This is a genomic window from Desulforamulus profundi, from assembly GCF_002607855.1.
On the sequence record NZ_AWQQ01000054.1, the window covers coordinates 53,146 to 77,196 of the forward strand.

20 protein-coding genes and 2 pseudogenes are annotated in these 24,051 nt (G+C 49.4%); 5 read left to right on the forward strand and 17 right to left on the reverse strand.

Annotated elements, in window-relative coordinates; translation table 11 throughout:
- Window positions 1–42 precede the first annotated feature (42 nt).
- From P378_RS23535 to P378_RS09385, 3 genes are all read left to right on the forward strand, one after another.
- Complete coding sequence (locus P378_RS23535; RefSeq protein ID WP_338013883.1) at window positions 43–471, forward strand: MFS transporter; 429 nt, start codon at window positions 43–45, stop codon at window positions 469–471.
- Window positions 456–1,211 carry an MFS transporter gene (locus P378_RS23540; protein WP_338013884.1) on the forward strand — a complete coding sequence of 252 codons (756 nt, stop codon included), beginning with the start codon at window positions 456–458 and terminating at the stop codon, window positions 1,209–1,211. The genes P378_RS23535 and P378_RS23540 overlap by 16 nt, the downstream gene beginning before the upstream one ends.
- Before the next feature lie 383 nt (window positions 1,212–1,594).
- Window positions 1,595–2,920 (forward strand): hexokinase family protein, encoded by a 1,326-nt coding sequence (locus P378_RS09385; protein ID WP_099083061.1) that lies wholly within the window; start codon window positions 1,595–1,597, stop codon window positions 2,918–2,920.
- Between the two features lie 196 nt (window positions 2,921–3,116).
- On the opposite strand, the gene P378_RS09390 is transcribed toward P378_RS09385, so the two are convergent.
- The 11 genes and pseudogenes from P378_RS09390 to P378_RS18980 all read right to left on the reverse strand — a co-directional run bounded on the left by P378_RS09390 (window position 3,117) and on the right by P378_RS18980 (window position 14,948).
- Entirely contained in the window at window positions 3,117–4,304 is a 1,188-nt protein-coding gene (locus P378_RS09390) for a stalk domain-containing protein (protein WP_099083062.1), read from the reverse strand.
- 445 nt (window positions 4,305–4,749) lie between these two features.
- Window positions 4,750–5,205: a CPBP family intramembrane glutamic endopeptidase gene (locus P378_RS09400; protein WP_180261045.1), complete on the reverse strand. Its 456-nt coding sequence runs from the start codon at window positions 5,203–5,205 to the stop codon at window positions 4,750–4,752.
- Window positions 5,148–5,390, reverse strand: a complete 243-nt coding sequence (locus P378_RS19520; protein WP_099083065.1) for a hypothetical protein — start codon at window positions 5,388–5,390, stop codon at window positions 5,148–5,150. Before P378_RS19520 ends, P378_RS09400 begins: the two co-directional genes overlap by 58 nt.
- A gap of 15 nt (window positions 5,391–5,405) precedes the next feature.
- On the reverse strand, window positions 5,406–7,451 hold the full coding sequence (gene addA / locus P378_RS23545; protein WP_338013885.1) for a helicase-exonuclease AddAB subunit AddA: 2,046 nt from the start codon (window positions 7,449–7,451) through the stop codon (window positions 5,406–5,408).
- Window positions 7,417–9,153, reverse strand: a complete 1,737-nt coding sequence (locus P378_RS23550) for a UvrD-helicase domain-containing protein (RefSeq protein ID WP_338013886.1) — start codon at window positions 9,151–9,153, stop codon at window positions 7,417–7,419. The genes addA and P378_RS23550 overlap by 35 nt, the downstream gene beginning before the upstream one ends.
- Window positions 9,146–12,614 (reverse strand): annotated as a pseudogene (gene addB, locus P378_RS09415) (helicase-exonuclease AddAB subunit AddB). Before addB ends, P378_RS23550 begins: the two are co-directional and overlap by 8 nt.
- Before the next feature lie 353 nt (window positions 12,615–12,967).
- A complete protein-coding gene (locus P378_RS21545; RefSeq protein ID WP_338013894.1) occupies window positions 12,968–13,318 on the reverse strand; it encodes a DMT family transporter in 351 nt (116 codons plus the stop codon).
- The gene (locus P378_RS09420) at window positions 13,204–13,854 is read right to left on the reverse strand and encodes a DMT family transporter (protein ID WP_238473080.1); all 651 of its coding nucleotides are present in this window, start codon (window positions 13,852–13,854) and stop codon (window positions 13,204–13,206) included. The genes P378_RS21545 and P378_RS09420 overlap by 115 nt, the downstream gene beginning before the upstream one ends.
- Window positions 13,855–13,993: 139 nt before the next feature.
- Window positions 13,994–14,137: a hypothetical protein gene (locus P378_RS19525; RefSeq protein ID WP_180261046.1), complete on the reverse strand. Its 144-nt coding sequence runs from the start codon at window positions 14,135–14,137 to the stop codon at window positions 13,994–13,996.
- The gene (locus P378_RS09425; RefSeq protein ID WP_099083066.1) at window positions 14,134–14,481 is read right to left on the reverse strand and encodes a hypothetical protein; all 348 of its coding nucleotides are present in this window, start codon (window positions 14,479–14,481) and stop codon (window positions 14,134–14,136) included. Before P378_RS09425 ends, P378_RS19525 begins: the two co-directional genes overlap by 4 nt.
- Before the next feature lie 137 nt (window positions 14,482–14,618).
- Window positions 14,619–14,948, reverse strand: coding sequence for a DUF5714 domain-containing protein (locus P378_RS18980; protein ID WP_338013895.1), 330 nt, complete (start codon window positions 14,946–14,948; stop codon window positions 14,619–14,621).
- Between the two features lie 378 nt (window positions 14,949–15,326).
- Here P378_RS18980 and P378_RS09430 point away from each other — a divergent pair, with 378 nt between their 5' ends.
- Complete coding sequence (locus tag P378_RS09430) at window positions 15,327–15,968, forward strand: LysM peptidoglycan-binding domain-containing protein (protein ID WP_099083067.1); 642 nt, start codon at window positions 15,327–15,329, stop codon at window positions 15,966–15,968.
- Window positions 15,969–16,010: 42 nt separating this feature from the next.
- A complete protein-coding gene (locus P378_RS24095) occupies window positions 16,011–16,247 on the forward strand; it encodes a M15 family metallopeptidase (RefSeq protein ID WP_207654017.1) in 237 nt (78 codons plus the stop codon).
- Here the strand turns inward: P378_RS24095 and P378_RS22915 are convergent.
- The 6 genes and pseudogenes from P378_RS22915 to P378_RS09460 all read right to left on the reverse strand — a co-directional run bounded on the left by P378_RS22915 (window position 16,166) and on the right by P378_RS09460 (window position 23,938).
- Window positions 16,166–16,750 (reverse strand): DUF6385 domain-containing protein, encoded by a 585-nt coding sequence (locus P378_RS22915; protein WP_274378678.1) that lies wholly within the window; start codon window positions 16,748–16,750, stop codon window positions 16,166–16,168. The two genes, P378_RS24095 and P378_RS22915, sit on opposite strands and share 82 nt — an antisense overlap.
- Window positions 16,678–17,031, reverse strand: a complete 354-nt coding sequence (locus P378_RS21560) for a DNRLRE domain-containing protein (protein WP_274378679.1) — start codon at window positions 17,029–17,031, stop codon at window positions 16,678–16,680. Before P378_RS21560 ends, P378_RS22915 begins: the two co-directional genes overlap by 73 nt.
- Window positions 17,032–17,163: 132 nt before the next feature.
- Window positions 17,164–18,704 (reverse strand): annotated as a pseudogene (locus tag P378_RS09445) (glycosyltransferase).
- The gene (locus tag P378_RS09450; protein ID WP_099083069.1) at window positions 18,616–20,226 is read right to left on the reverse strand and encodes a glycosyltransferase; all 1,611 of its coding nucleotides are present in this window, start codon (window positions 20,224–20,226) and stop codon (window positions 18,616–18,618) included. Before P378_RS09450 ends, P378_RS09445 begins: the two are co-directional and overlap by 89 nt.
- Complete coding sequence (locus tag P378_RS09455; RefSeq protein WP_099083070.1) at window positions 20,223–21,977, reverse strand: glycosyltransferase; 1,755 nt, start codon at window positions 21,975–21,977, stop codon at window positions 20,223–20,225. Before P378_RS09455 ends, P378_RS09450 begins: the two co-directional genes overlap by 4 nt.
- Entirely contained in the window at window positions 21,974–23,938 is a 1,965-nt protein-coding gene (locus tag P378_RS09460; RefSeq protein WP_099083071.1) for a tetratricopeptide repeat-containing glycosyltransferase family 2 protein, read from the reverse strand. Before P378_RS09460 ends, P378_RS09455 begins: the two co-directional genes overlap by 4 nt.
- Between the last annotated feature and the right edge of the window lie 113 nt (window positions 23,939–24,051).

Here is a 24,051-nt window from a genome sequence, read left to right on the forward strand (position 1 = left end):
ATTAAATTTACCGTTAATTTTATGATGGCCGAAAGGATTCCTATGAGAAAGAATACAACAGCCATAGCCATTTTATTTATTATTTTGTTTCTGGTTATGGTGGGTTTTGGTATCGTCATTCCCATTATGCCGTTTTTTATTACCCACCTGGGGGGAGGCCCCACAATCCTTGGGCTTTTTATGGCTTCTTACTCCCTGATGCAGTTCTTCTTTTCTCCTTTTTGGGGCAGGTTGTCAGACCGGATTGGCAGGCGGCCGGTCATTCTGATCGGTTTAAGCGGTTACGCCATTACCTTTATTCTCTTTGGCTTTGCCAACAATTTGTGGATAATGTTTGCCGTGAGAATCCTGTCCGGTATCATCTCATCGGCAACTCTGCCCACGGCAATGGCCTATATTGCCGATTCCACCGGGGAAAGCGAAAGGTCCAGGGGTATGGGTATGATGGGCGCCGCATGGGAGTGGGGATGATCTTTGGCCCTGCCCTGGGAGGATGGCTGGGCCATTACGGCTTTCACCTGCCTTTCTTTGCGGCGGGCGGCCTGGCCCTGTTAACCTGTCCCTTTGCCTATGCTTTCTTGCCTGAATCGCACACCGACCGGGGCAGCCAGGTTACAGAAGCCCAGGCCAGGTTATCCCCGGGCGTCATCAACCATCCCCTGTTTACTCTCTTTCTCCTTGGTTTTATCCTGCATTTCACCATGGCCATGTTTGAAGGAACCTTTGCCCTGTTTGCCAAAGACAGGGTTGGCTTTGGCCCAAAGGAAATGGGGACATTGTTTACGGTTCTCGGCGTGATCGGGGTGGTTGTTCAGGGAGGATTCATTGGCAAGCTGGTGAAGCGTTTTGGCGATGTTAATTTAATCAAGGCCGGCTTAGCCATTTCCGCTGCGGGGCTGCTTTTAATATGGGTTTCCCCCGACATGGGCGCCATGTTTGCCAGCACTGCCATTTTTAATATCGGCGGCTCACTGATGGGACCCAGCGCCTCCACCCTGGTCAGTAAAAATTCCACCGGGGGACAGGGCGCCTCCATCGGACTGATGCAATCCTTTGGCAGCCTGGGGCGGATTTTAGGCCCGGTGGTCGGTGGCGTGTTATATGATATTAACATGAACATCCCTTATATCGCGGGGGCGGTGATCCTGGTTCTGATCGTCCTGCTGGCAGACAGCAAAATTGAAAAGTACGATATCGTAGCGGCCCGGTAGGCTAAATAAAGCCGCGACGCCAAATCACCCGCCCGCAGAATATCAAAATGGGTGCGGTATGCGGCACCCGCAGCCCTTTCTGCTTAATGGCCTTCAGGGTGTCCGGGGCCATTTCATAAATTTCTTTGCAATCGATTGTAGACCAATTTAACAGATCTACGTAAATTCCTGCCTGGTAGATGAAAAATTCAGAACATGACCAATTATGAAAATATTTTAAGATAGGGCCCATGTACCGTGAAAAAACATGATAAAATCAATACCAGGCATTTAAGATATAATATTTCTTGAGTATAATTGTTATTAAATAGATGGGAAATATGACCAAATCCACAGGAATGAAATCGGTTTACCAAAGGGCATGCCTATAGGGGGGCTTTACAATGACGGAAGTTTTAGCGGAGAAATTGAGCGGCATCGAAAAAAATTTTTGGCTGCCGGCTTCCGAGATTTTGGAGATCGCCATGAAGTTTAAAAAAGAAATGGCAGAGGGTTTGTCCGGAAAAAGTTCTCTCAAAATGCTTCGCACTTTTTTACAAACCGCCGACGGCAGAGAAACAGGAACTTTCTTAGCCATCGATTTTGGGGGAACCAACATTCGTTTGCAGCTGGTTGATCTTTTTGGGGGCGGCCGTTTTGAGATCAGAAAACAGCAATCTTTCTTACTGAAAGACCCCTGCGGAGCTTATGATTATACTTCCCAGGATGCCAATGCCGGGGATCTGTTTGATTTTATCGCCATACAAATCGCAAATTTACTGGAGCATGACAGCACCTATCCTTTGGGCCATACCTTCTCCTTTCCCTGCAGGCAAATAGGAGCCAACAGGGCGGTATTACTGAATTGGACCAAGGAATTTAAAACATCCGGCGTGGAAGGCCAGGAAATTACCGGTCTCTTGGAAAGGGCTCTGGCAAAGAATAGCTTGTTCAATGTTAAACCTGTGGCAATCATTAACGATACCACGGGGACGCTGCTCACTGCTGCCTATTGCGATCCCTGCGCCGACATCGGCTCCATTAGCGGCACAGGTCATAACTCCTGTTATATCGAACCGAAGGAACCTTCCTCCCAGGGACCTATGATCATCAACATGGAGTCCGGTAATTTTAACAAGCTTCCCCTGACCTATTATGACAAAATCCTGGACCAGGCCAGTGAAAAACCGGGGGAGCAGCTTCTGGAAAAAGCCGCTTCAGGACGGTACATCGGTGAAATTTTTCGTTTAATCCTTACGGACCTGATACAACAGAGGCTGCTTTTTAAAGAGAAAATTCCTGATTTTGTCGCTGCTGCGGATTCAATTACGGCCGGGGATTTGGCTTTCATGCTGGCGGACGAGACTCCCGATCTGGCTCATATCTCCGGCTGGCTAAAAACAAACTGGAGCGTCAAAGGTTTAACTCCGGAAGAAAGGCAGGCTTTGCAAAGGATTGCCTCACTGGTTACCACCAGGTCTGCCCGGCTGATTGCCGCCACCTACGTCGGTATCGTGCGGCATGTGGATCCGGAGCTTAACAGGGACCATGTCATCGGGGCGGACGGCTCCCTGTTTGAAAAAATGCCCGGCTATGTGGCAAATATTAACAATGTCTTTAAAGAAATATATCGTGACAACTCAAATAGGGTATCCCTCGTCCTGACCAGGAACGGTTCTGGTATCGGCGCCGCCATCGCAGCGGCCACCTGTATGGGTAAGGGGAATTAAGCTTATCTGCTGATGTAAAAATTCCCATGCCTTTATGTTCTAGAATGCTTGCTTCTTAAATTACTCCAGGGTTGAATGAAGTGATTATTTATGGTTATTATACCATTTTTTATTTACAAGGTTACACAATGATTAGGGCAATCAAATCCAAGGTTACGGATTTAAAAAGACCTGAAATAAAATCAGGCCCATTAAGCTATTTTATTTGAAACAAGCCCTGTTCTGTTTCGCTCCAGCTGTGGTCCTTCTTTATTTCATCGTCCGTAAGGTTGAAATATTTATAACTTATCATGCCGGGTAGATCCGGTGCCGGGTCGTTCCATGTGGTGTCCAGGTGATACCACCGGCCGTTTATTTTTACTTTGTTCCAGCCGTGGGATTCGGTACCGCGACTGTTGTGGCCGGTTCCTATGATAAATTGGTTTTCGATACCTACCATGTCCAGCAGCTTGCACATGGCTGCTGCATAGCCCTGGCATACGCCGACACCGTTCACCAGTACCCCGTAGGCGGTATAGGATTCCTTGGGGATGGCATTGCTTTGATAATTTTCATAATCATACCTGGTATTCAGTACGACATAGTCATGCAGGGCCTTTTCCTTCTCCAGATCCGTCATACCCGGTTTAATTTCCTTTTTAATAATCTCCAGGGATTTTTCCTCCACGGCCTGGATCATCTCCTTTACTTCCCGGGCAGGGAAATTATATTGAAAGAGTATTTCTATACAGGTTGTCCTGCCGCTGCGGACCCTCACTTCCAGAGACTCTATGTAATTCAAGTAAGGATGATCCTGCAGGACCTGTTGGGCCACAGACAATACTTTTTCTACATCGCCATACTGCTCCTGGTTATCCGTCATGAAAACCACTTTTTCTTCTGCCTCTTTAAGACCCTTTAAAACCTGGTTATACAAAGGGTCACTGTTCTCTTTAATATTCTGATGGAAGACAAGAACTGTCTCCTGCTGCACCGGTGCTGAGGTGATGATCACCGTTTGTGTGGTACTGACCCATTGAACCTCTGCCCCCAAGGATTCCGAGACAAAGCGCAGGGGTACCATGGTGATGTTCTTGATAATTCTGCCCGGCACTTGCAGGGAAACCTGCACGCCGTTGCGGTAGGCGCTGGGGGAGCCAATTGGCAGCACAATGGTTACATCGTCTTTTACCGCAGTTATGGTTTTGGCAGCGGGGTCCCAGCGGACGCTGGCCCTTAAGGTTTCAAAGATCGCCCTTAAAGGTACCAAAGTTGTACCGTTTTCCAGCATCACCTCAGCCTCCAGGGGCTGACCGTCGACAATAACCTGGGCTGCTGTGGCTGGCTTGGAGAAGGTAAGGATTACGGTCAGGATTGTGAACAATGTTAAAATCTTAAGCTTCATCCCTTTGTCCCCTTTTGTCAAAATTTCTGTCATAGACATAAAAAACCGGATGTCAAAGGATCCAGGTTTTTAACTGGTTAATTACAGTAAATCATACCATTTTTGCTGTTTTATTACTATAGTTCCTTCGACCCAATTCATGTAGGAAAGCAAAAAAGCCAGGCTTATGTCTTGTAACATAAGACTGACAACACCAGGAAAAGTTCTGTCTACTATATTCTGCAAATTTATACAAATTCCTGTCGGGGAAATGACCAACTCCACTGATTTCCCCTCTTAAGACTAAGTAAATAATTCCACTTTATGAAGATTGTGGCAGCCTGTATGGCTGGGATCTTTTGCTCCAGACCGTTCTGGCCAGGGCCAGATCAATGCCCTGTATTTTTAATGCACTTTAAACTCCTTCTTAAATCTCCGCTTCTTCATATGTCCCCCTGTGACCTTATTAGTTTTGACTTGCTTCGGAGTCATCCTTTGGAATAAACAGCCCGTTCTTTCCGAAGCAGATCATCACAAAGTTAACCAGAAAATGTGCCCAAACGGGCGCCCAGATGTTTTGCGTTGTTTCATAGAGCCAGCCAAGGGCCAGGCTCATTACGAAGGTGCCCAGCAACAATATCCATTTCTTTAAATACCGGACATGAATGACCGCAAACAGCACACTGGTGAGAACGATGCCGAAACCGGGCTGCATGGCGGCCCGAAACAACAGTTCTTCCGCAAAGGCCCCAAAACTCATTAACAGAGCGAGGGTTGGGTAGGAAAAGGTGTAAAAAATTTTGTTGGTGCCGTCATCCAGCAGTTTATCATGGGGCACGAAGATAACCAGCAGTATTTGCATGATCACCAGGCCCGCTGCCAGCAGCGTACCGCAGCCCAGCACCAGGCCTGCATTGTCCAATCTGAAAATGCTTTCCCAACGGTCCCCTGCCGCACATAAAAGAACCACAGCGCTGCCAGCCCGGTTAATAAAATGACAACTTGGGAAAGGAAAGCGGCCTTTAGTAACAACCTTTTGTCCTGCATATTCCCTGTCCTGACCTCTTTTTCTTTTTGGTGCCGGTTGTTGAATTCAACAACCGGCACCGTTTCTCCGTTTCTTTAGGCGCCGAAGTAAAGGGTTTCCCCGCTGTCAAACAGGTAGATGACCCTTTCCTTAACCGGCCTTCCCAGAATATTTTGCACCGCCCGGGTATAAAGATTGATTTGACCCCGGTAACGTTCTGCCGGGGAGGCTTGTCCGGGGTGGACGGCATCGGACTTGTAATCGATCAGCAGCAGCCCGTCCCCTTCGTCCGCCAGGCAGTCAATGACACCCTGCACCAGGACCACCTCCCCGTCGCCGGCCCGGGACAGTTCCGGGTAGACCTCCACCGCCGGCAGGGCCAGGCTGAAGGGCAGTTCCCGCTGTACTTTCCCGGCATTCAGCAGCCTCTGTCCCAGCGGGCTGGCAAAAAAGCCGGTAATTTGAGCCGGGTCAATCACGGCGGCCTGTTCCGGGAGCAATATTTCCCGGGCCACAAGATGTTCCAGCAGCCTGTGAATGTCCTGCTCAGCCGGGATTTTCTCCAGTGGTATGTGCTGCATCACCAGGTGGATGGCAGAACCTCTTTCCGCCGGGGTAAGGCCCTTGTCCTGCTGCAAAAATCTGGGCCGCCCGGTGATTTTCGGGCGGTAGGGCACGGCCTCGTCCTCCAGCCGGGCCAGTTCATCAAAACGGCGTTTAATTTCGGTAACCGCTGCTTTGGCCGGCTTTGCCGTCAACTCCGCCAGGGGATAGCGCCAGTTGAGCCTCCGCTCTATCTCTGCCGCCTGTCCCAGGTCCCCAAGGGGAGCCAGCGCCTTTACTTTTTCCAGCAGTCCTGCCACCTGCTGCCGGTTGTCCCGGGGCGGGTTTTGCACCTGATGCAAATTGATAAAGGCAGTCTGCCAGGTGGAAGCATCCGCTGCCACTTCCGACAATGGCTGTGCCTCCGACCGGGCCAGCTGAAGCAAGGCCTGGCCGTTCCGGTGCCGGGCAATGGCAGGACAGAGCCAATCCAGGTAGGTCCTGGCAGCCGTCAATTCGGTATCGGGCAGCGGCCAACCGGCCTGGGCAGCGGAGGAGCACCATTTCTCCAGGGACTTCTCCAGATCCCGCACCGCTCCCACAAGAATAAGCTTTTCCCTGGCCCGGGTCAAGGCCACATAGAGGACCCTCATCTCTTCCGCCACCGATTCTTTTTTGATCTGCTGCTGCAGTAGCAGTTTGGGCAGGCTGGGATAGGAGACCCGGGTTGCCAGGTTGATCACCTGGGGACCCAAACCCAGCTTCTTATGCATGAGCAGTTCTTTGTTTAAATCCATCAGGTTAAATTTTTTGCCCAGTCCGGCCACAAAGACCACCGGAAATTCCAGCCCTTTGCTCTTGTGAATACTCATAACGCGCACCACGTCTTCGCTCTCACCAAGGGTTCTGGCCGAGCCGAGATCGCTGCCGGCGTCCTGCAGGCGTTCCACAAAACGCAGGAAGCGGAACAAACCCCGGAAAGAGGTGGCTTCAAACTGTTTGGCCCGGTGATAAAGAACCCGCAGGTTGGCCTGGCGCTGGGTGCCGCCGACCATACCTCCGACATAATCGTAATACCCGGTTTCCCTGTACAGCATCCAGATTAAATCTGCCAGGGGCCCCCGCCTGGCCTGGGAACGCCACCGGTCCAGCTTGGCCAGGAAACCGGTAAGTTTGCGGGAAAGTTCCTCCAAATCTGCCCGGGCGGCAGAAACCACCGCATCATAGAAGTCCCCGTCACAGTTGCACAGCCGGATTTCTGCCAGTTCCTCCGCTTTAAGACCCACTATGGGAGACCGTAGGACGCCGGCCAGGGGAACATCCTGCCGGGGGTTGTCGATGATTTTCAGCAGAGATAAAAAGGTTTCAACCTCCACCGCTGCAAAATAGCCTGTACCCAGCTCCGCATAGGCGGGAATCCCCATGGCCCGCAATTCTTCCAAAAAGGTATTGGCCCGGCCGGTGGTTGCCCGCAGTAAAATGACAATATCGCGATAGGTCACCGGGCGGTATTGGGCCAATTCTTTGTCCCAGACCATAAACTCCGGTCCCGTGGACAACTCTCTACCCTTGATCATCTCCAGAATACGCCGGCCCACCAATCTGCCTCCGCCTGGTCGGCGCCAACTCCTCCGGTTCCCCGTCCGGGTCGGGCATTTCATTGTCTTCGCAGTTATCCGGTAGTTCTGCCTGGTCAGGCTGTGCATCTTTGCCGTCGATCAAATGCAGTTCCACCGGTCCCTCGGCGGTGATGACCCCTTCCAATGCAGGAAAATCAGCGCCGTACCGGAGTTCTGCCGCCTCGTCATAATCGATTTCCCCGGCGGCCCGGGTCATGATCTGCCGGAAAATAAAGTTGACGGCATTGACCACACCCAGCCGGCTGCGGAAGTTTTTGCTCAAATCGATACGGCAGCCGGCAGCGTTGCCCGTCACTCCGTACTGCCGGTATTTCCCCAGGAAAAGCCCGGGTTCCGCCAGGCGGAAGCGGTAGATGCTTTGTTTGACGTCCCCCACCATAAAGCGGTTGTCCTCCCGGGACACCAGCTGTAAGACAGTCTCCTGCACCGCATTGATGTCCTGATATTCATCCACCAGCACTTCAGCAAACTGCTTTTTTAATTCCAGGGCCACGGCGGAGGGTATCATTTCCCCGGGCTTGCTTGCCTTGTCCAGCAGGATGGACAGACAGTAATGCTCCAGATCCCCGAAGTCAACCAGACCCTTGGACTGCTTCTTCTTTTGATAACGTTCCATAAATTCCACCGTGAGGGCGGCCAATTCTTTGATCAGGGGGTGGAGGGAACGCAAATCCTGCAGCAGAATTTCGGGTTTGGCACAGAAATAGGTGTTGACGATTTCGTTCACTTTGTCCTTGGCCTTATTTCTCAAGGCCTGTACCCTGTTCTTAAGACCTTCGTCCACCTCCCCCCGGCAGGGACTTAACTTGCCCCATTTGATTCCGGCAAAGGACCGGTACAGCTTGTCCCAGCTTACCTCACGGCAATCAACCAGCGGCTCTGTCTGAATAAGATCTTCGGTCAGGTTTTTGCAGTAAAGCTCCGGCCCGCCCGGCCGTCCGGCCCAACCGGCGGCTTGTTTCAATAGGCGCAGCACAGACTGCATTTCCTGACTTATCTCTTCTTTAACCTGGTAAATCCAGGGCAGATCATCCAACGATTGACCTTCCGAAAGGGCAAAGGTTTCTGTCATCTCTGCCAGCCAGAACCGGGGCCACGGGTGACTGCCGGAAAAGCGGTAAAGCGCCAGGACCAGGTCCTGAAGCTTGCTGTCATCCCGCTGGCCACCGTAGGCATCCACCAAACGGGCAAAGGTTTCATTGTCCTCACGGTTGTATCGTTCTTCAAATAGTTCTTCCAGCACTTCCAGCCGCAGCAGTTCTGCTTCCACCTCATCGGCCACCCGGAAGCCCGGGTCGAGATCCAGCAGGTAAAAATAACGCCGCAGCAGGTCAAGGCAAAAGGAATGCAGGGTGGTAATGGAGGCCCGGTTCAGCATGGCCAATTGTTTGGCCAGCCGCCTGGAGTGAGGGTTTTCCTTCAACGCTTTGCTTAAGGCGCCTGCTATGCGCTCCCTCATTTCCGCAGCCGCAGCATTGGTGAAGGTGACAATCAGCAGTTGGTCCACATCCACCGGCCGGACCGGGTCGGTAATCAGCAGGATGATTCTCTCCACCAGCACCGCTGTCTTGCCTGCCCCGGCCGCAGCTGCCACCAGTAAATTTGTGTCCCTGGTGGTGATGGCGGCCCATTGTTCATCGGTCCATTTTTTATCACGCATGGTTATCATCACCCAGACTTTCCCTTATCAATGACCAGAGCGCCGGCTCCTCCAGGTCAAACAACAGGCGATACATGTTGTCCTCCAGCAGGGGATCGAACTGGCACACCGGCTTGAAAATACAGAAACGACAGGCCTTGTCCTTCCCTCGCCGGTAAGGCTGATTTCGATTTCGCCGTAGATCATCCGCCGGCCGGTGGACTTCAATTTTTCCTCCAGGTAGCTTCTCAGCAGGTTGAACTGTTCCTCGCTGATCACCCTGGAATTGCTGTAAAACTCCCCGTTCTTCTTCAACCCCACTGGCAGCAGCTCCGACTGGCCATTCAGTTGATTGTCCATTTGGGCAATCACCAGGGGATCCGCCAGCAGCAGGCCTTTCATTTTCAACTGCTTGAGAAGCCCCTTCTCCGCCTCTGCCGCAGCCAGGGGACCTGTGCTGGCAACGAGGGGGTCCTTAACGCTGAAGTACAGCATAGCCGCCGGCAGGGCCGGCTGGTTCACCAGCTGATCCGCATGCCGCAGGGCCACATCCAAATACATCAGCAGCTGCAGCTTCAGGCCGTGCAGAATATCCGCCAGTTTCAGTTCGGCCTGGCCGGATTTGTAATCGATAATGGTAAAATACGGCTTGCCCCCTTCCCTGGCACAGTCGATGCGATCAATGCGACCGGCCATTTCCATCACGCACCGGTCCCCCAAGTCAAATTGTACCGGCGGCAGTTCCGCCTGCTCGCCAAAGCCGATTTCCACCGCCACCGGGCGGAAGACGCCCCTTCTGGCATGCTCTGCCAGGGTCAGCACCGATCTTTCCAACGTACTCTTTAGTTTTCGAATCAGGTAGCGGTGGCGGGCTGTGCTGAGAAGGATTTCATTTTGCAGCTGGGGAGCCAGTTCTTCCACAATTTCTCCCACCATGGTCCCTGCCGTGGTCCTGGTTAGCTGTGCCCAATCCGTTCCTTGCTCTTTGATGCGGTCGGCAACGTTTTTCAGGGCAGCGTGGAAAAACTGTCCCAGGTCCGGCGCCGCCAGTTTAAACTGCCCCCGCTCCTTCAGCTTCAGCCCGTGGGACAGAAAGTGAGCAAAGGGGCAGGCAGTAAACTTCTCCAACCGGGACACGCTGGCCTTCAGCCGGCTGCCGTAAAGCCGCTGCCCAAGCCCCCGGGACAGGGAGGTTTCCTGATTAACGTGAAACAACCCGGCCAGCACCCGGCCGCAGGTTTCCTTAAAGGCAGGCTGCTGTACAAACCAGGAGTAAACGTCCAGCCAGACCGGGTCCACCCGGCGGCCCGCTTTCATTTCCTGCAGCATGGCGGCCAGATAAGACATGCTGCGTCCCGGGCAGGCGATAAACTCCAAATCCCCGTCCGTACCGGGCGGTTCCACCGGAACCACCCGTTCCTGCAGGCCGGGCAGCAGTTCCTTGATCCTGGAGATGATCTGGGAAGGAACCAGTGCTTTTCCCTCATCGTCCGCCTGGGGGTAGCTCAGCCACAGCACCTGGCTGGCCCGGGTCAGCGCCACGTAGACCAGGTACTGTTCATCAAATATTTTTCTCCGGGAACCCGGGGCCAGGGCAATCCCCGCTTCCCGCAGGGCTTCCCGTTCAAAATCGCTAAACAAACCCTCTTCGCCGGGCCGGGCGGGCAGCACCCCGTCGCTGATGCCCAGCACCAGCGCCGCTTTCACATTGGGGTTGCGGGAACGCTCCAATGTTCCCACCACCACCTGATCCAGTCCCGGCGGGATCAAGCCCAGTTTCAGGCCTTCCAGCCCGGACTCCAGCACCCGGGCATATTCCTCCAGGGAAAGTTGCTCTTTTCCCATGGCCTCCACAATTTCATCCAGCAGCAGCAGGATGTTCTGCCACAGCTGGGCATGTTCCCTGGCTTCCACCAACCGCCCCTGTTGCTCCGCCTCCCTGGCCCAGGTTTCCAGCCTTGCTGCCACATCCAGGGACTCCAGCAGTTCAAACAGGGCTGCGGTAATCTCCCGCACATTTCGGACCTCACTGACCCTCCGGTTAAAGTTCAGCAGCGATTCGGTGGACGAGTAACGTACCTGGTTAATCAAGGCCAGTTCCCTGGCCTCCCACTCATTGCACTCCTGTTCTTCGCCCAGGGTGTAGCGCCTGCGGTAGGTCCAATCCCGGCCATCGCTCCAGCGGGAACCACGAATGCCGTGGGCCAGCACGTAGTTTTCCAGCTTGTCTACTTCATCCCGCCGCACCGGTACCAGGTCGGTTTTTAAATAGCGGAAAACCGGGTCGTAGGCCCACTGCTGGGACACCGTTTCCAGGGCACTGCGAATAAGCTCCACCAGGGGGTGGTGCAGCACTGTTCTTTTCTGGTCAATAAAATAAGGGATATCGTGATCTTCAAAAACCGTGCCGATCAAATGGCTGTAATTGGCCAGGTCCCTTACCATGACGACCATTTCCCGCCAGCGAAGTCCCTCTTCCCTGCTCAACCGAAGGATTTCCCTGGCCGCTGCCTCCACTTCCGCCCGGCGGTTGGCACAGGCCGTAAGCCTCACCCCTGCTGTTTGTTCACCGGGCACAGCCGTGTAGCGGAAATAGTTTTTCTCCAGATATGCGATGCCCGGACTATGTTTAAAGCGTACGGGTGTCTCGTGTTGCAGCAGCACGGGAGGCTCCGTAGCGATCCTTAAGGTACCGGCCATTTCTCTCAGGGTATGGTAGGTCTCCACGGGTGGATAGAATGCATCCAGTTCATGACAGGGTTCCTTTATGTAAACCGGGTCGAAACACAATGCTACGCTTACCCTGTTTGCCGTCACCAAAAGCTGTTCAATGACCCCAAATTCCTGGGGGGTAAAGCCGGTAAAACCGTCTATGTAAATCTCAGCCCCTTGCACCGTCGGAGCGCTCCCCAATCGCTCTGCCAGCAGGTTCAGGTAATCATCCGGGTCGGTAAACCGGCCAGCCAGAAACTCTTCCAGCTGGCTATACAGCAGGCTTACGTCTCGCAGCTTATCCAGTATGGCACTGTCACGGTCCTGCTGCAGCCGCTGAATACTCTTTTGTAAATCAGCGGGTTTAATCCGGTACATTTTGAGCTCGGACAGGGCACCGGCCAGGCTGTCTGCAAAACCGGGCTGCCTGGCCGCCCGGTGAAAAATCTTTAATTCAGACTTCCTTTGTTCCAGAATGCGGCGCAGTACCATGCGCTTGCCCAGTTCCCCGATGTGGTCCTGGCAGCCCCTCCCACCTCCTGCAGCACCCGCCAGGCCAGGCGGCGGAAGCTTAAGACCTGTGCCCGCATGATGCCCTGCAGCCCCGGTGTGGACACCAACATGTATTCATATTGGAAGGTGGCCTGTTCCGGTACCAGCAATATGACGGGCGGGCCCTCCTGCCGGCGCCGCAGTTCCCGGCGAATCTCCTCCAGGCAGGTATGGCTTTTCCCGCTGCCCGCTCTCCCGATAATGAATCGAAGGCTCACACAGGTTCCCCCTTAGCAAAATTCTCTGCTTTCCAATTCGCTCAGTCCGCTGGAAAACCCTTTCTTTAACAGCTTCTACTTTTGTCGCTAATCATTATTAATGTGGTTTATGCATTCAAAGAAAGCCTGAATTCAAACAGGGACGGTTGATGAAACAATGCTCTCTTCTCATACCCATTGCCTGAACAATCAATCAATTATCTTTGTCTATAGCACATTAGACAACCTGCCATAATTCCTCTTCATGGTAAATTTTAAGAGAAATTTTTTGCATAACACCTAACCTTTCTTGGTCTTGCTGAAGTAAAAAAATAAGTAGTATCCCACCAGGGATACTACTTAAGCATTTTAACTTAATTGCTTGCACTATTTTGTTTCATGTTGTAGTAGACGCCGGCGAGAATTAACAAACTGCCAATGAAGAAAGACTGGCTGAGATGCTCATGTAAGAAAAACCATCCCAGCAGTGTCCCCACCACCGGTTGAAAGAAGAAGAAAAGACCGGCCTGGTGGGATGGCACAAGGGCCAACCCCTTGTTCCAGCTGAAAAATGCCAGGGCGGTGGAAATGATCCCAATGTAAAGGACACTCAAGAGAATGGGTAGCTTGACCAAGTCCCCGGTAGACCAATCGGAGAGCTCAAAGAAAATGCAGGGAAAGGTAAGCACCGTGGCAATGACAATGCCCCAGGTGGTAATCTGCAGCGGCGAGTAAACGGACGAAGCTTTCTGGAGAGCACCGAGTAATAGCCCCAGAACAGGGCGGCGGCCAATAAGAACAAGTCCCCTGCCAGGGCCGACCCTTCACCCTGCAGGCCGGGCATTCCCACCACCACCAGTACCCCGGTCAGGGCAATGTCGATGGAGACCACCTGTTTTACAGTGATCTTCTCTTTCAATAACAAGACGGCGAAAGCTGACAGAAAGACCGGTGATAACGTAGTGATGACCGCGCCCATGTGGGCTGAAGAAAGCTTTGTTCCAATAAACTGGGCGGCAATGGAAAGAAAATAGCCCACAAAACCGATCTGGAAAATCAGCCATCTCTCCCTGGTGGGAACCAGTTCTTCTCTTTTTAACCAGCAAATCCACCCCAGCAGGAAAGAGGCTATCAAGTAGCGCAAAAATAGCAAGGTAAAAGGTGGAATGGTGTCCAAGGCATATTTGCTTACTACATACATACCGCCCCAAATTCCGGCGGCCAGCGATAAATAAACGGCTCCCCCGAAAATCCCTTTCAAGTGCACTCCTCCCCTGAAATTTGATTAATCTCAGTCTCTATTTTAACAACCATGGAGAGCCCGATTTTGTCCTTTCTTTGCCACTTATTTATCCTATTTTCGGTATTTACTGCGGTAGGCAGCGGGTGACATTTTGTTTTTATGCAAAGGGTCCCCCGCAGGGGCAGAAGTAATTGGGCATAGAACGGTTGGCAAGATGTCGGGGACCCCATAGTTTTTGGGGGGTGGCGTATTTGAGGCTGCCGGCGTTGACGGCAGCCTTTGCTTTGTTTTGCCTTCTCACTTTTTCTTCCCGGCAGTTTTATCAGTACTTTTTTTCTTACCCACGGCATTCACCGCAGTCAAAATCACCTGGCGGCCTTCTCTGCTTACCTCAATTTTATAGTTAATGATCCCTTCCTTATAGAGTTGAACTTTCAGCTCTAACAGAGCTTTCCCCACCTGTTCCTGCAGTTCCGGGGTAAAGAAAGAATGAATCCCTTCCCTCTCCGAGTCTTTCCTAACGGATTTGGATACGGGCCTGGCAATCGCTGTATCATCCCAGGCATTTTCAAAGGTGATTTCTTCTTTATAATTGGCCAGCATTTCCTCATCGCTGAGATTTTTTCTTATTTTGCTCTTGCTCATTGCCCTTCACCTACTGTTTTTTATTCACCATTATAAAAGATAAAAAAACCGTGCACCAGAGAAAACCTTTCGCTTATCCAATTTCCTCCTCCAGTACCGCCTTTAATTGCCGATCCCTTCCTTAATTTTCTTTTCCATCAAATGACCGTAACCCAGAATAATTTTATCGTTGTGCAGTCTCTTTTTAATGGCATGGATTTCCACCGGGTAAACCCGGACTCCCTGGCGCGAGATTTTATCCAGCAGCGCTTCCGAGAACGGACGCTCTGTTTACAGCAGCCCGGGCCGTCGGTATTGGCAATGGCGCACAGGGCTGCGTTGGCGGCCCTCATGGAGATCGTCCGCTCCACATCTTTGGCGCAGGTGGCGTCGTATAAAATGCTGAAGAAAACTCCCACTCCCAGACCCGCGCCACAGGCCCCATGATAAGCACAGGTACAGCTGGGAATAAGATATCCAGCTAGTATTTCGCCATATAACCGGTAAAAACCCTTTTAGTCAAATAGAATAGCAATATTTTAACGGAATCCCGGGAAATGCTACCGGGTTATTTTTAATGGTAAATTACAATATATTGGAAATTAATGGTATATAATGCAGCAAGAATAATGTTGGTTGATTAGAAAAATAGGACCACACTGAGATATTTTTCTCGTTGATATGCTTGTCCATTACAGGTACAATTAAATATATGGCTTTTTGTGCCACTGTATGTAGAAAAAGGAGATTTTTATGTTTTTAAATAAGGTAACTGTCTGCAGCCTGGTTATTTCCAGTGTTTTATTCTTTAACAGCACAGCCTTTGCCGGGACCTTTTACACCGTAAAAAAGGGGATAGCCTCTGGGTGATCTCCAGAACCTACGGCACCACAGTGGAAGAACTTAAACGAATGAACAAGTTGACAGGTGATAACCTGTCCATTGGCCAACGCTTGCTTATCTCCGGTGCGGCACTGCCTTCAAGGGGTGCAGTTGACAGATCACAATCCCATGACTGGTTAGTGGGCCAACCGGATCAGGAACAACCGGGTGCTCAGCAAGACACCCAGCAAGATGCCAATGCGCAAAGGGCTCAACCAAAAACTGTTGAACTGGTTAACTGGTTTACTGAGGGAAAATCTTTGTTTAAGAGCGGTGAGGTTTTTTCCGTTACCGATTGCAAGACGGGGGTGAACCTCAATTTAAAGGTCCTGTCTGCCGGCAATCATTGTGACATAGAACCTGCAACCTCAGAGGATACAAAAACCATGAAAGAGTTATTCGGCCAGTGGGCCTGGTCGCCCCGCCCGGTTGTCATTCATAAAAACGGCAGAAATATTGCCGGTTCCCTTTCCGGTATGCCCCACAGCGTAGATACCACTCCGGACAACGGTGTTACGGGACATTTTGATCTCTACTTACATAAAAGCCGCCCCCATGGCAGCGGTATCTCCGAGCGCTATGTGCAGCAGCACTATACCGCAATTTCCCAGGCTGCGGCCAAATAAAGTCTGTAAAGCTCCCCAAGAACGGGAGCTTTTATTTTTTCAGTGACCAAAGAACAGATCAAAAACAGGGAATTGCTGGGAAGTGTTATGGTGAGGCACGGTTTCAAAAGAATCGGCAGCGAGTGGTGGCATTTCGAGAATACGGGCGCAAAAGTTATCCCCTTTTGGATATTCCCTTTGATGCTTTTTAATCCGTCTTACTGCCTGGCCTGTAACCAAACTTTTAAAGTTCCCTCCCCGGTCTCACCCGGGGCAAGACGAAATTTAAGTCTGATGTAACGGGCAAAAAAGCTGCTTACCATAATGCGTGACTGTCCCGGCAACAGCTCGATTTCAGGTTCTTCATCCAAAAAAACAACGTTATCGGGGCTGAATTGTAATTGAACCAGTATCTTTTTTTCTCCAATATTTTTTACAATATAACTGTAAATTGTGTAGTCCCAGATTTCATGTGACTTGCTGAAACCCCATAATTTCTTGACAGTATAGGTTTCTTCTTGGTTAACTGTACATGGTTTTTGGCACGGGCCCCTGGCAACTGTACTGATCCTTAGTATTGGATGCTGCGACATATTCGGGCTGTCTGAACTATAGAAAAGGATAACACCGTTGGTATCCAGCTGCACAGGCACAAGTGCCAACCCCTGGTTTTCCCACTTACCGGAATGCCAAGCCTTTACAAAATCTGTAACATCAATGGTAAATACCTTTAAACTGTAAATAGGGATTTTTTTAAAGAGTGGGGTATCACAGCCGGTCTGTTTTGATAATTGGTATAACAATCCCGAAAAGGTTCTTTCAATGCCTGGATACCCATATAATCAGGCGGGTGCCCCAGACAAGGAGGATCATAAAGAGAGATTTTTAATTTAGCCGAGGTAATTTCATCATCACCCGGGATCTCAGAAAGGTCAAAAAAAATATATGAAATAAAGCGAGTATAAAACATATATCCCAAGCCCGTTTTTCCCACAGGCAAACAAGGTGAATGACACTGGGGCCGGCATTTCTTATCACTTATCACAAAGGTGTCTTTCGTTGCCCGTATATTAAAAATGGTCATAAGACTGCACCTCATGTCTTTTTTGTAGTATATGTCTTTAATAACACCACCTGTGACTTATTCTGCCAAAACTGTATTTCGTGTTACGGGCAGGCAACTTCTTCTCCGGCTGTACAGGTATTTCTTTCCTTCTTATTTTGAACCCCATGGAACCAGGTTGGGGCGTGGATCCAGAATGGACTCATATTGTTCTGCGATACCATAATGAGCCCGGGGATCCAGCTTTTTGTAGCGGTAATATTTATGCAGCCGGTCCTCCGGTTTCATCCAACCAGGTGTTTCAGTCTCAGAGGGTGGTTTTCACCTTTTAAATGTAAAATATTTATGGGAAGCCTACCGCAGTGGAGAGGGGTTTCCCGCCAGCGGTAATCAAACTCTGGAAAATACCTGACCATAAATGGTCGGAAGGTTTTGTGGGCACACCAGTATTGATCTTCCCGGTAGTGGGTTTCAGTCCACATGTCAAACAGCCGAAAGGCGTACCAGTACAGATCCTTTCGTTTTGCCAGTGCCTTTAACACTTCCGCAGCATTGTCTTCAAAAACCTCATCGGCATCCAGGATTAAAATCCAATCTGGTTCAGTATCAACAGCCATTTGCCATAGTTTCTTTCTTAGAAAAATTTCATTATTAAAGCAAGAAGTTTCATTAGAAACCATTGTCAAAGGAATCCCATCTAAAACCTTTTTACAGACCTCTACCGTCTCATCCTCACTGGCATCATCCAGAATCACGGCGTTATCGATATATCGTTTGGCCTGTTTCAGAACCCTTTCCAAATATCTGCCCGCCTCATTTCTGACTAACATAGCCAGTGTTATTTTACTTCCCGGTTCTGTTCCTATATTGTTTTTTGTCTTCCCTGTTTTCCTACGTCCTGAACGGATCTTCTTTTTATATACAGCCAGTTCACCAAGCTCCGACTCCCTGTAAATATGGAAAGGTGGGTAGTGAGTATCGGCATACAATTCCAGGCCAAGGGCCACCGCCCTGATACAAAAATGCCGGTCCTCCCCCCATAATCCGACGTTATAAATCTCTCTGAAGGAAATTCCCATGGACAGGGCCTTCCTGCTGAGCAAGGTGCAGGCCCCCAGACCTCCCACCCTATAGGTACCGGGCTTTGATAGCATATCCAGAAATTCCTGTGTCCTCTTCTTTACATCTTCCTCACTTAATTCATGACCCCTTGGTGCCTGAAATAACTGGTACTGATCCGCTACCCAAACCTGGGGCAAGGGTTGTAGGTCAGGCCCCCACTTGGTCCAAAAGACTTCGGAAACAATGTCTTTATTAAGGGAGACTAAATGCTTGATCGTTTTGGGATGAAGATATAAATCAGAATCGGCAAGGAATAAATAATCGTAACCTTCTTCATAAGCCATCTCGAGAAATTTATTTTTAAAGGCGGCTACTTTCCAGATCAGTTCCTCGTGCCAGTAATGTGTTTGCTCATCACAAATATATTTATCAAGGGACTTTACCTTAATAATCCGCACATTATCCTTTTGCCTGGCAAAATTGTCCAACAAAGAATGATCGTTATTATCATCAATAAAGACAAAATCCATTTGCAGGCCTGATTTATCCAATTTCTCCAGTGACTCTAGAAATTCTTTCAGGATTACTTTTTTTTGCTTGACAGGACTTGCCACCATAACTCTTTTTGTCATTCATATCACCTTTCCACTGAACGAATAAATGCCGGTTTCGGGGTGTCCACCTCCACTGTGGGCAGCATTCTCTCATAAACATTAAAAGCAAACGAATTACCAGATCTTTCATCTTGTCTAAGGCACAAAAATACCTGCCTTGGTATCCCTTATCGATTATTAAAGCATAGGCGTGAATTTCCCGACTGGCAACAGAAATGTATTCATGGACCGGCTTCCTGGCGGGTAGAGAGTCGAGTTTCTCGACCAAACTAACCAGTTCCCCGCTTAATTGCCACAGCAGGAATTCCTGGTCTGGATCTACGGCTAAATGATAAATTTCAAGCAACAATACAATCAGGGCCAATAACGTGCCACCGCCCGACAGTAAATCCCGCCAAAGGGAATCTTTATTTTTAAGTGGACAAAACCGTGCCAACCTGTCACAATCTAACAAGAGGTGACCCCTTTGGATTAACCCTATTAACTGTAGTAACGGATAAAGAAAACGGGTGTTCATTCTAAGTGCCGACAGGTAATTTTCTTCTGCTTTTATGAAATCCCCGGATAAACTGAAAGCATCACCTGCCAGGCAGAGAATTTTATATTGAGGGAAAAGTTTGCTGCTTCCGGTTTTAAAGGCATGCACCAGATCCCCAGCGGCTTCTGCATATTGTTTAAGGGTTAGAAATGTCATTCCCCTGATCAATAACAAATCCCCTTGTTCGGGCAGCATCGACAGCGAGTTATTGAGAAAATCAAGAAGTCTTTGCAAATTCTCCAATCCCCATAGACCGATGGCTGTATGCACAAGAACATCCTCAAAATACCCCTCTGATCCCTTCATTTGGGACAGTGCCCATTCCAGACAGCGAACCCCCTCGGCAACTTGCCCCCTTTGGAAATGTTCAAGGGCCAGGGAATATAAAAGAAACGGGTCCCCAGGGTTCTTTGCCAGTTCTCTGTATATTATGGAAGTGTTTCGGCTGAATTTATCTTTTTCAGCCAGCTCTGCGTCTAAATAACCGTAATGATGAATCACAACAGGTGCGCTTACCAGCCCCTTACCCCCGGTTGCTTTTAAAATCGAAGGCGCCACCTGCTCGTGAATAGCACCGGTAAAACGATAGGAAGGCTTATTCCGGAACAGCCTTACCACTTTATCTGTGGTAAACTCCTGGCCGTTGCCAAGAAAATTGATAATCGTTAAAAAATAGCCTTCAACCTCTGCATCATTTAGTAATTGATGAAACTCTTCCGTGCTTCCGGGCGCCAGAACCTCATCGGCGTCAAGAACCAGAATCCAATCGCCCGCTGCTTGCTCCAGACCAAAATTTCTGGCCTGGGCAAAGTCACCGGTCCATGCGATATGAAAGACCCTGGCACCTGCTTTTTGGGCAAGAAGAACCGTATCATCTGAAGACCCCGTATCCACCACAACGACTTCGTGGACCAAATGTTTAACACTCTCAATACAGGACAAAATGCAGTGCTGTTCATTTTTTGCAATCAAGCACAGGCTTACTTTCATTCCTTCACTCATACGCCGACTCCACCGGTCTGGAATTTGTAATCGAACAACTCCCGTACAGCATTCATTTTGTCTTGATAAAACTGTTCCAATTTTTGAATCCCTTTTGGAGACGTAATTAATAAGGTTTCCAAATGTGAAATTAGCCGTTCCAGATTTTTGCATGCATCACCGGGCCGATCCGGTAGATAGTGATAGCACAAATCAAGCAGGTGCAGAGAGCATTGTACGAGCTCTTCCTCGTTCCCCTGCATACCTTGAATTGCCATGCCGCCTTGTTGCATGAAACGACACAAACCCAACAGTACCCTGGAAGTGGGCCTTAATTGTTTGTTTTTCCACATGGTCAGGGCCAGGTTCCGGCACTCCTTTAGACAACCCGTTAACAGGAGTGCCACGGACCTGTGGGTTACCGCCATGTTTGAGAATTGACTGTCTCCGGGGATACGATCTAAACAAATTAACCCCTCCTGGAAATTTTCGGAATAAATACGGTAGCGCCCCAGGTGAAATAAAATCTCTTCTGTCATATGCCGGCTGACTTCCGAGCCTTCCAAACACTTTTTTGCTAAACCAGGATAGCCGTAACTAAAAAATAACTCTGCAATACTTAGAGCAATGGGAGTATGGTTTAAATAACCTTTCTCATTAAAATAATCAAAGGTAAAACGGGGCCCATGATGGGTCAGCATTAATAAAAACAAACTGGTGGCCGGGTAATAGTAGCTTTTATTTACATGTAAGGCCTGCTCATAACAGGTCTGTGCGACGTCCGGCCGGCCCATGTTTTGGCAACAATATCCCATGTGATAGTAAGCAAGAAAGCTGCCTGCCCCCTGCATATGCGTGTATAAGACCGGAGGGACGCCACATTTGACAGCCTCTTCAAACCATTTGACAGCCAGTTTGTACTCTGCTTTCTCTTCCAGAGCAATCCCAGTCAGGTAATAGATATCCGTGTACTGGGGATACCGGAGGGCTGCCTCCTGCCCCAGACATATGGTATCATCAAACTTTTCCAGGGCATTGAGACAGGTAAGAAGGTACCGCAGGGCCGGCATGCGGAAATGCAAATGGTTATCGGTGATATTCCGGTAGGCACTTTCCAGGAACGGCAGGGCTTGAGCTGGTTTACCCAGACCAAGCCATTCAATCCCCAGGTAATATTGAAGAAAAAAGTTCTGCGGCTCTGCGGCGCATGCTTCCTTTAATGCGGTTAAATTGCGGCCTCTTTTGCGATTCCGCTCCTTCGGGGAGACTGCCTGGTGCTTTATAATGATGTCTTGGGTAAATCCAACGGCCTCATTTTTATGAATAATAACCTGCTCGTGTATACGGCCTGCGAAGTAATAATCCTTTGTATTTTTAAACAACCGCAGGACCAGAAAGCGATTATATTCTCCGGTTGATTCGTTAATAGGATAATCAAGGGGCAGCAGATACGCTTCAATTTGGTCATCCTTTATAACCGTCTTCTTTAACTGGCCCGGTTCACAAAACAACCTCTCATCCGCATCAAGGTATAAAATCCACTGCCCGCCGGACCTGGCGATGGCATAGTTACGGGCCGCGCTGAAATCTCCCTGCCAGGGGTAAGTATATATTTTGTCGGTATACCTGCCCGCAATCTCCAGGGTGTTGTCGGTGGAACCTGTATCCACAATGACAATTTCATCCACCTGGTCTTTAACACTTTCCAGGCAGTCGCCGAGGTTGCCCGCCTCGTTCTTTACAATCATAGCCAGAGTAACGGTATTGTTCATTCCAGATGGACCTCCTCTGTGATTTCGCCGTTCCGTTGATCCCCATCTGCTAATTCTTTCCCAAGCCTTTCGCGCCAGTTCTCATAAAGTTCTATTTGTTTAAGATAGTATCTTGGTTGGTGGGGGTCCAATTCTATGGCATGGCGGTAGTGAAGGTCAGCTGCCGCCGGATTCCCCAATTCCCGGTAGGCCTCTGCCAAAAGAAAATGGGCCTCCCCGCTGCGGCTAACGGTCAGATATTCTTCTAATAACTCCACGCTTTTTTCCCGGCATCCGGCTTCATGGTAAAGCAAGATAACATCCCACTTACGCTCTGCCAGGCAATCAGGGTTTACCCGGTTTAACAGTTCGTTTACTTTCTCAGGTTCCCCTAGATTAAGCAATCTTTTAATCAGATCCAGCAGAAGAGCCATCCCTTCTTCCCCCAGATACATTTTCCGAACGGTCTTCCGTTTCTCCTGGATCTTCATAAGAAGTTTTAACACATTATCCGTCTCCTCTGATAAGCCCATTGCACGCATTTCTTCTATAATGGAAAGAACCTTTTTCCTTTTCCCTTGAACCCAAAAACAAAATAACTCATTTAATTTTGCCAGCGGGTAAAGATAACTGTCCGGGCTATAGCCGCTTAATATCCTGAGGGCTTCCAAAAACCGCCTCTCCTGAATCAGGCAAAATGCTTTCCGGTATAAGATTTCAGCTGTCCCATTGCCGGTCTGAATCGCTTCCTCCAGAAAATCCAAGGCCAACCGGTAGGCCCCCTCTTGGAAGAAGATGTTGGCCAGCACCAGTTTGGCCTGGGGTATACTAAGATCCAATACTTTTTCCAGGCACTCCCTGGTATATTCAGGATTTGACCGGGGGTTTAAAATTTTAATAATCTTTTCCAGGGCAGGTTGGAAATTTGGATTATCCCGTAAACTTTTAAGGTAATAGTCTAAAGCTTCTTCATCATTTAAAAACGTTTCAGCAATATCACCTAAAAAATAGAAGGCACGGAAACCCCTGACTCCTCCGAAGGATGCATATTGAGGCGGTTGTTCCGGTAAGGAAACAGCATGCAGGAAAAGGTCTCTTGCCTTCATGTATTGCTTTAGAGCAAGAAGGCAAAGGCCCCCGTAATAATAGAGATCTGCATAATCGGGAAAGACCCGCAGCCCCTGTGCAATGGTATCGAGGGCCTTTTCCGGCTGCCCCGCAGAATGGTAGGCAAGGACGATATATCGTAATAATTTAGGGAAATAAATAGTTTGGGGATCCGTATGATTGGCCGTTTCAACGAAAACCTGCGTTGCCTCTGCATACTTTTCAAGACGAAACAGCTCAACACCATAGTGATACCGCAGCAGGTAATTTCCGGGTTGACTTTCCAGCTCTTTTTCAATGATTTTCAGGTTTCTGTTCTTTTTGTCCTTTTGATCTATTTGACTATCTAAGTAACCATAGTGCATAATCACGATCTCATTGGCCATTCCGTAGGAGGCCTGTTTATTTTTCTCCAGAATGACATCTGCAATTTGTTCATGGATAGCGCCACGAAACCTGTATTCAGGCCTGTTTCTGAAAAGACGAAAAACCACATCCGGACAGGTTTCCGCCCAGCCGTCAGCTCCAATATAATTAATAATTTTGATAAAGTAGCCTTCCACATTCTTTTCGGCGGTGTACCTGGCCAGAACATCCCTGCTCTCACGGGCCAGTTCCTCATCGGCATCCAAAAAGAAAATCCACTCCCCCGTCGCCCGCTGGATCGATGCATTCCGGGCATCACTAAAATTTTCATTCCAGTCATAGGAGTAGACCTTCGCTCCCATTTCCCGTGCGATTTCGGGTGTAGCATCAGTGGAACCGGTGTCAACCACAATGATTTCGTCAACCACACCGGCTACACTTTGCAGGCACCTGCGTATATTCCCTTCCTCGTTTTTGACAATCATACATAAACTAATCCGGTTGCCCATAGGTGATCTCCTTGTAACATTTTTTATTATAAATTATGCATTAAAGTTGTAACTTTCCACACTTACTGAAAATATTCTATATAAAGGCATATATTGCTAATAAATTACACGGG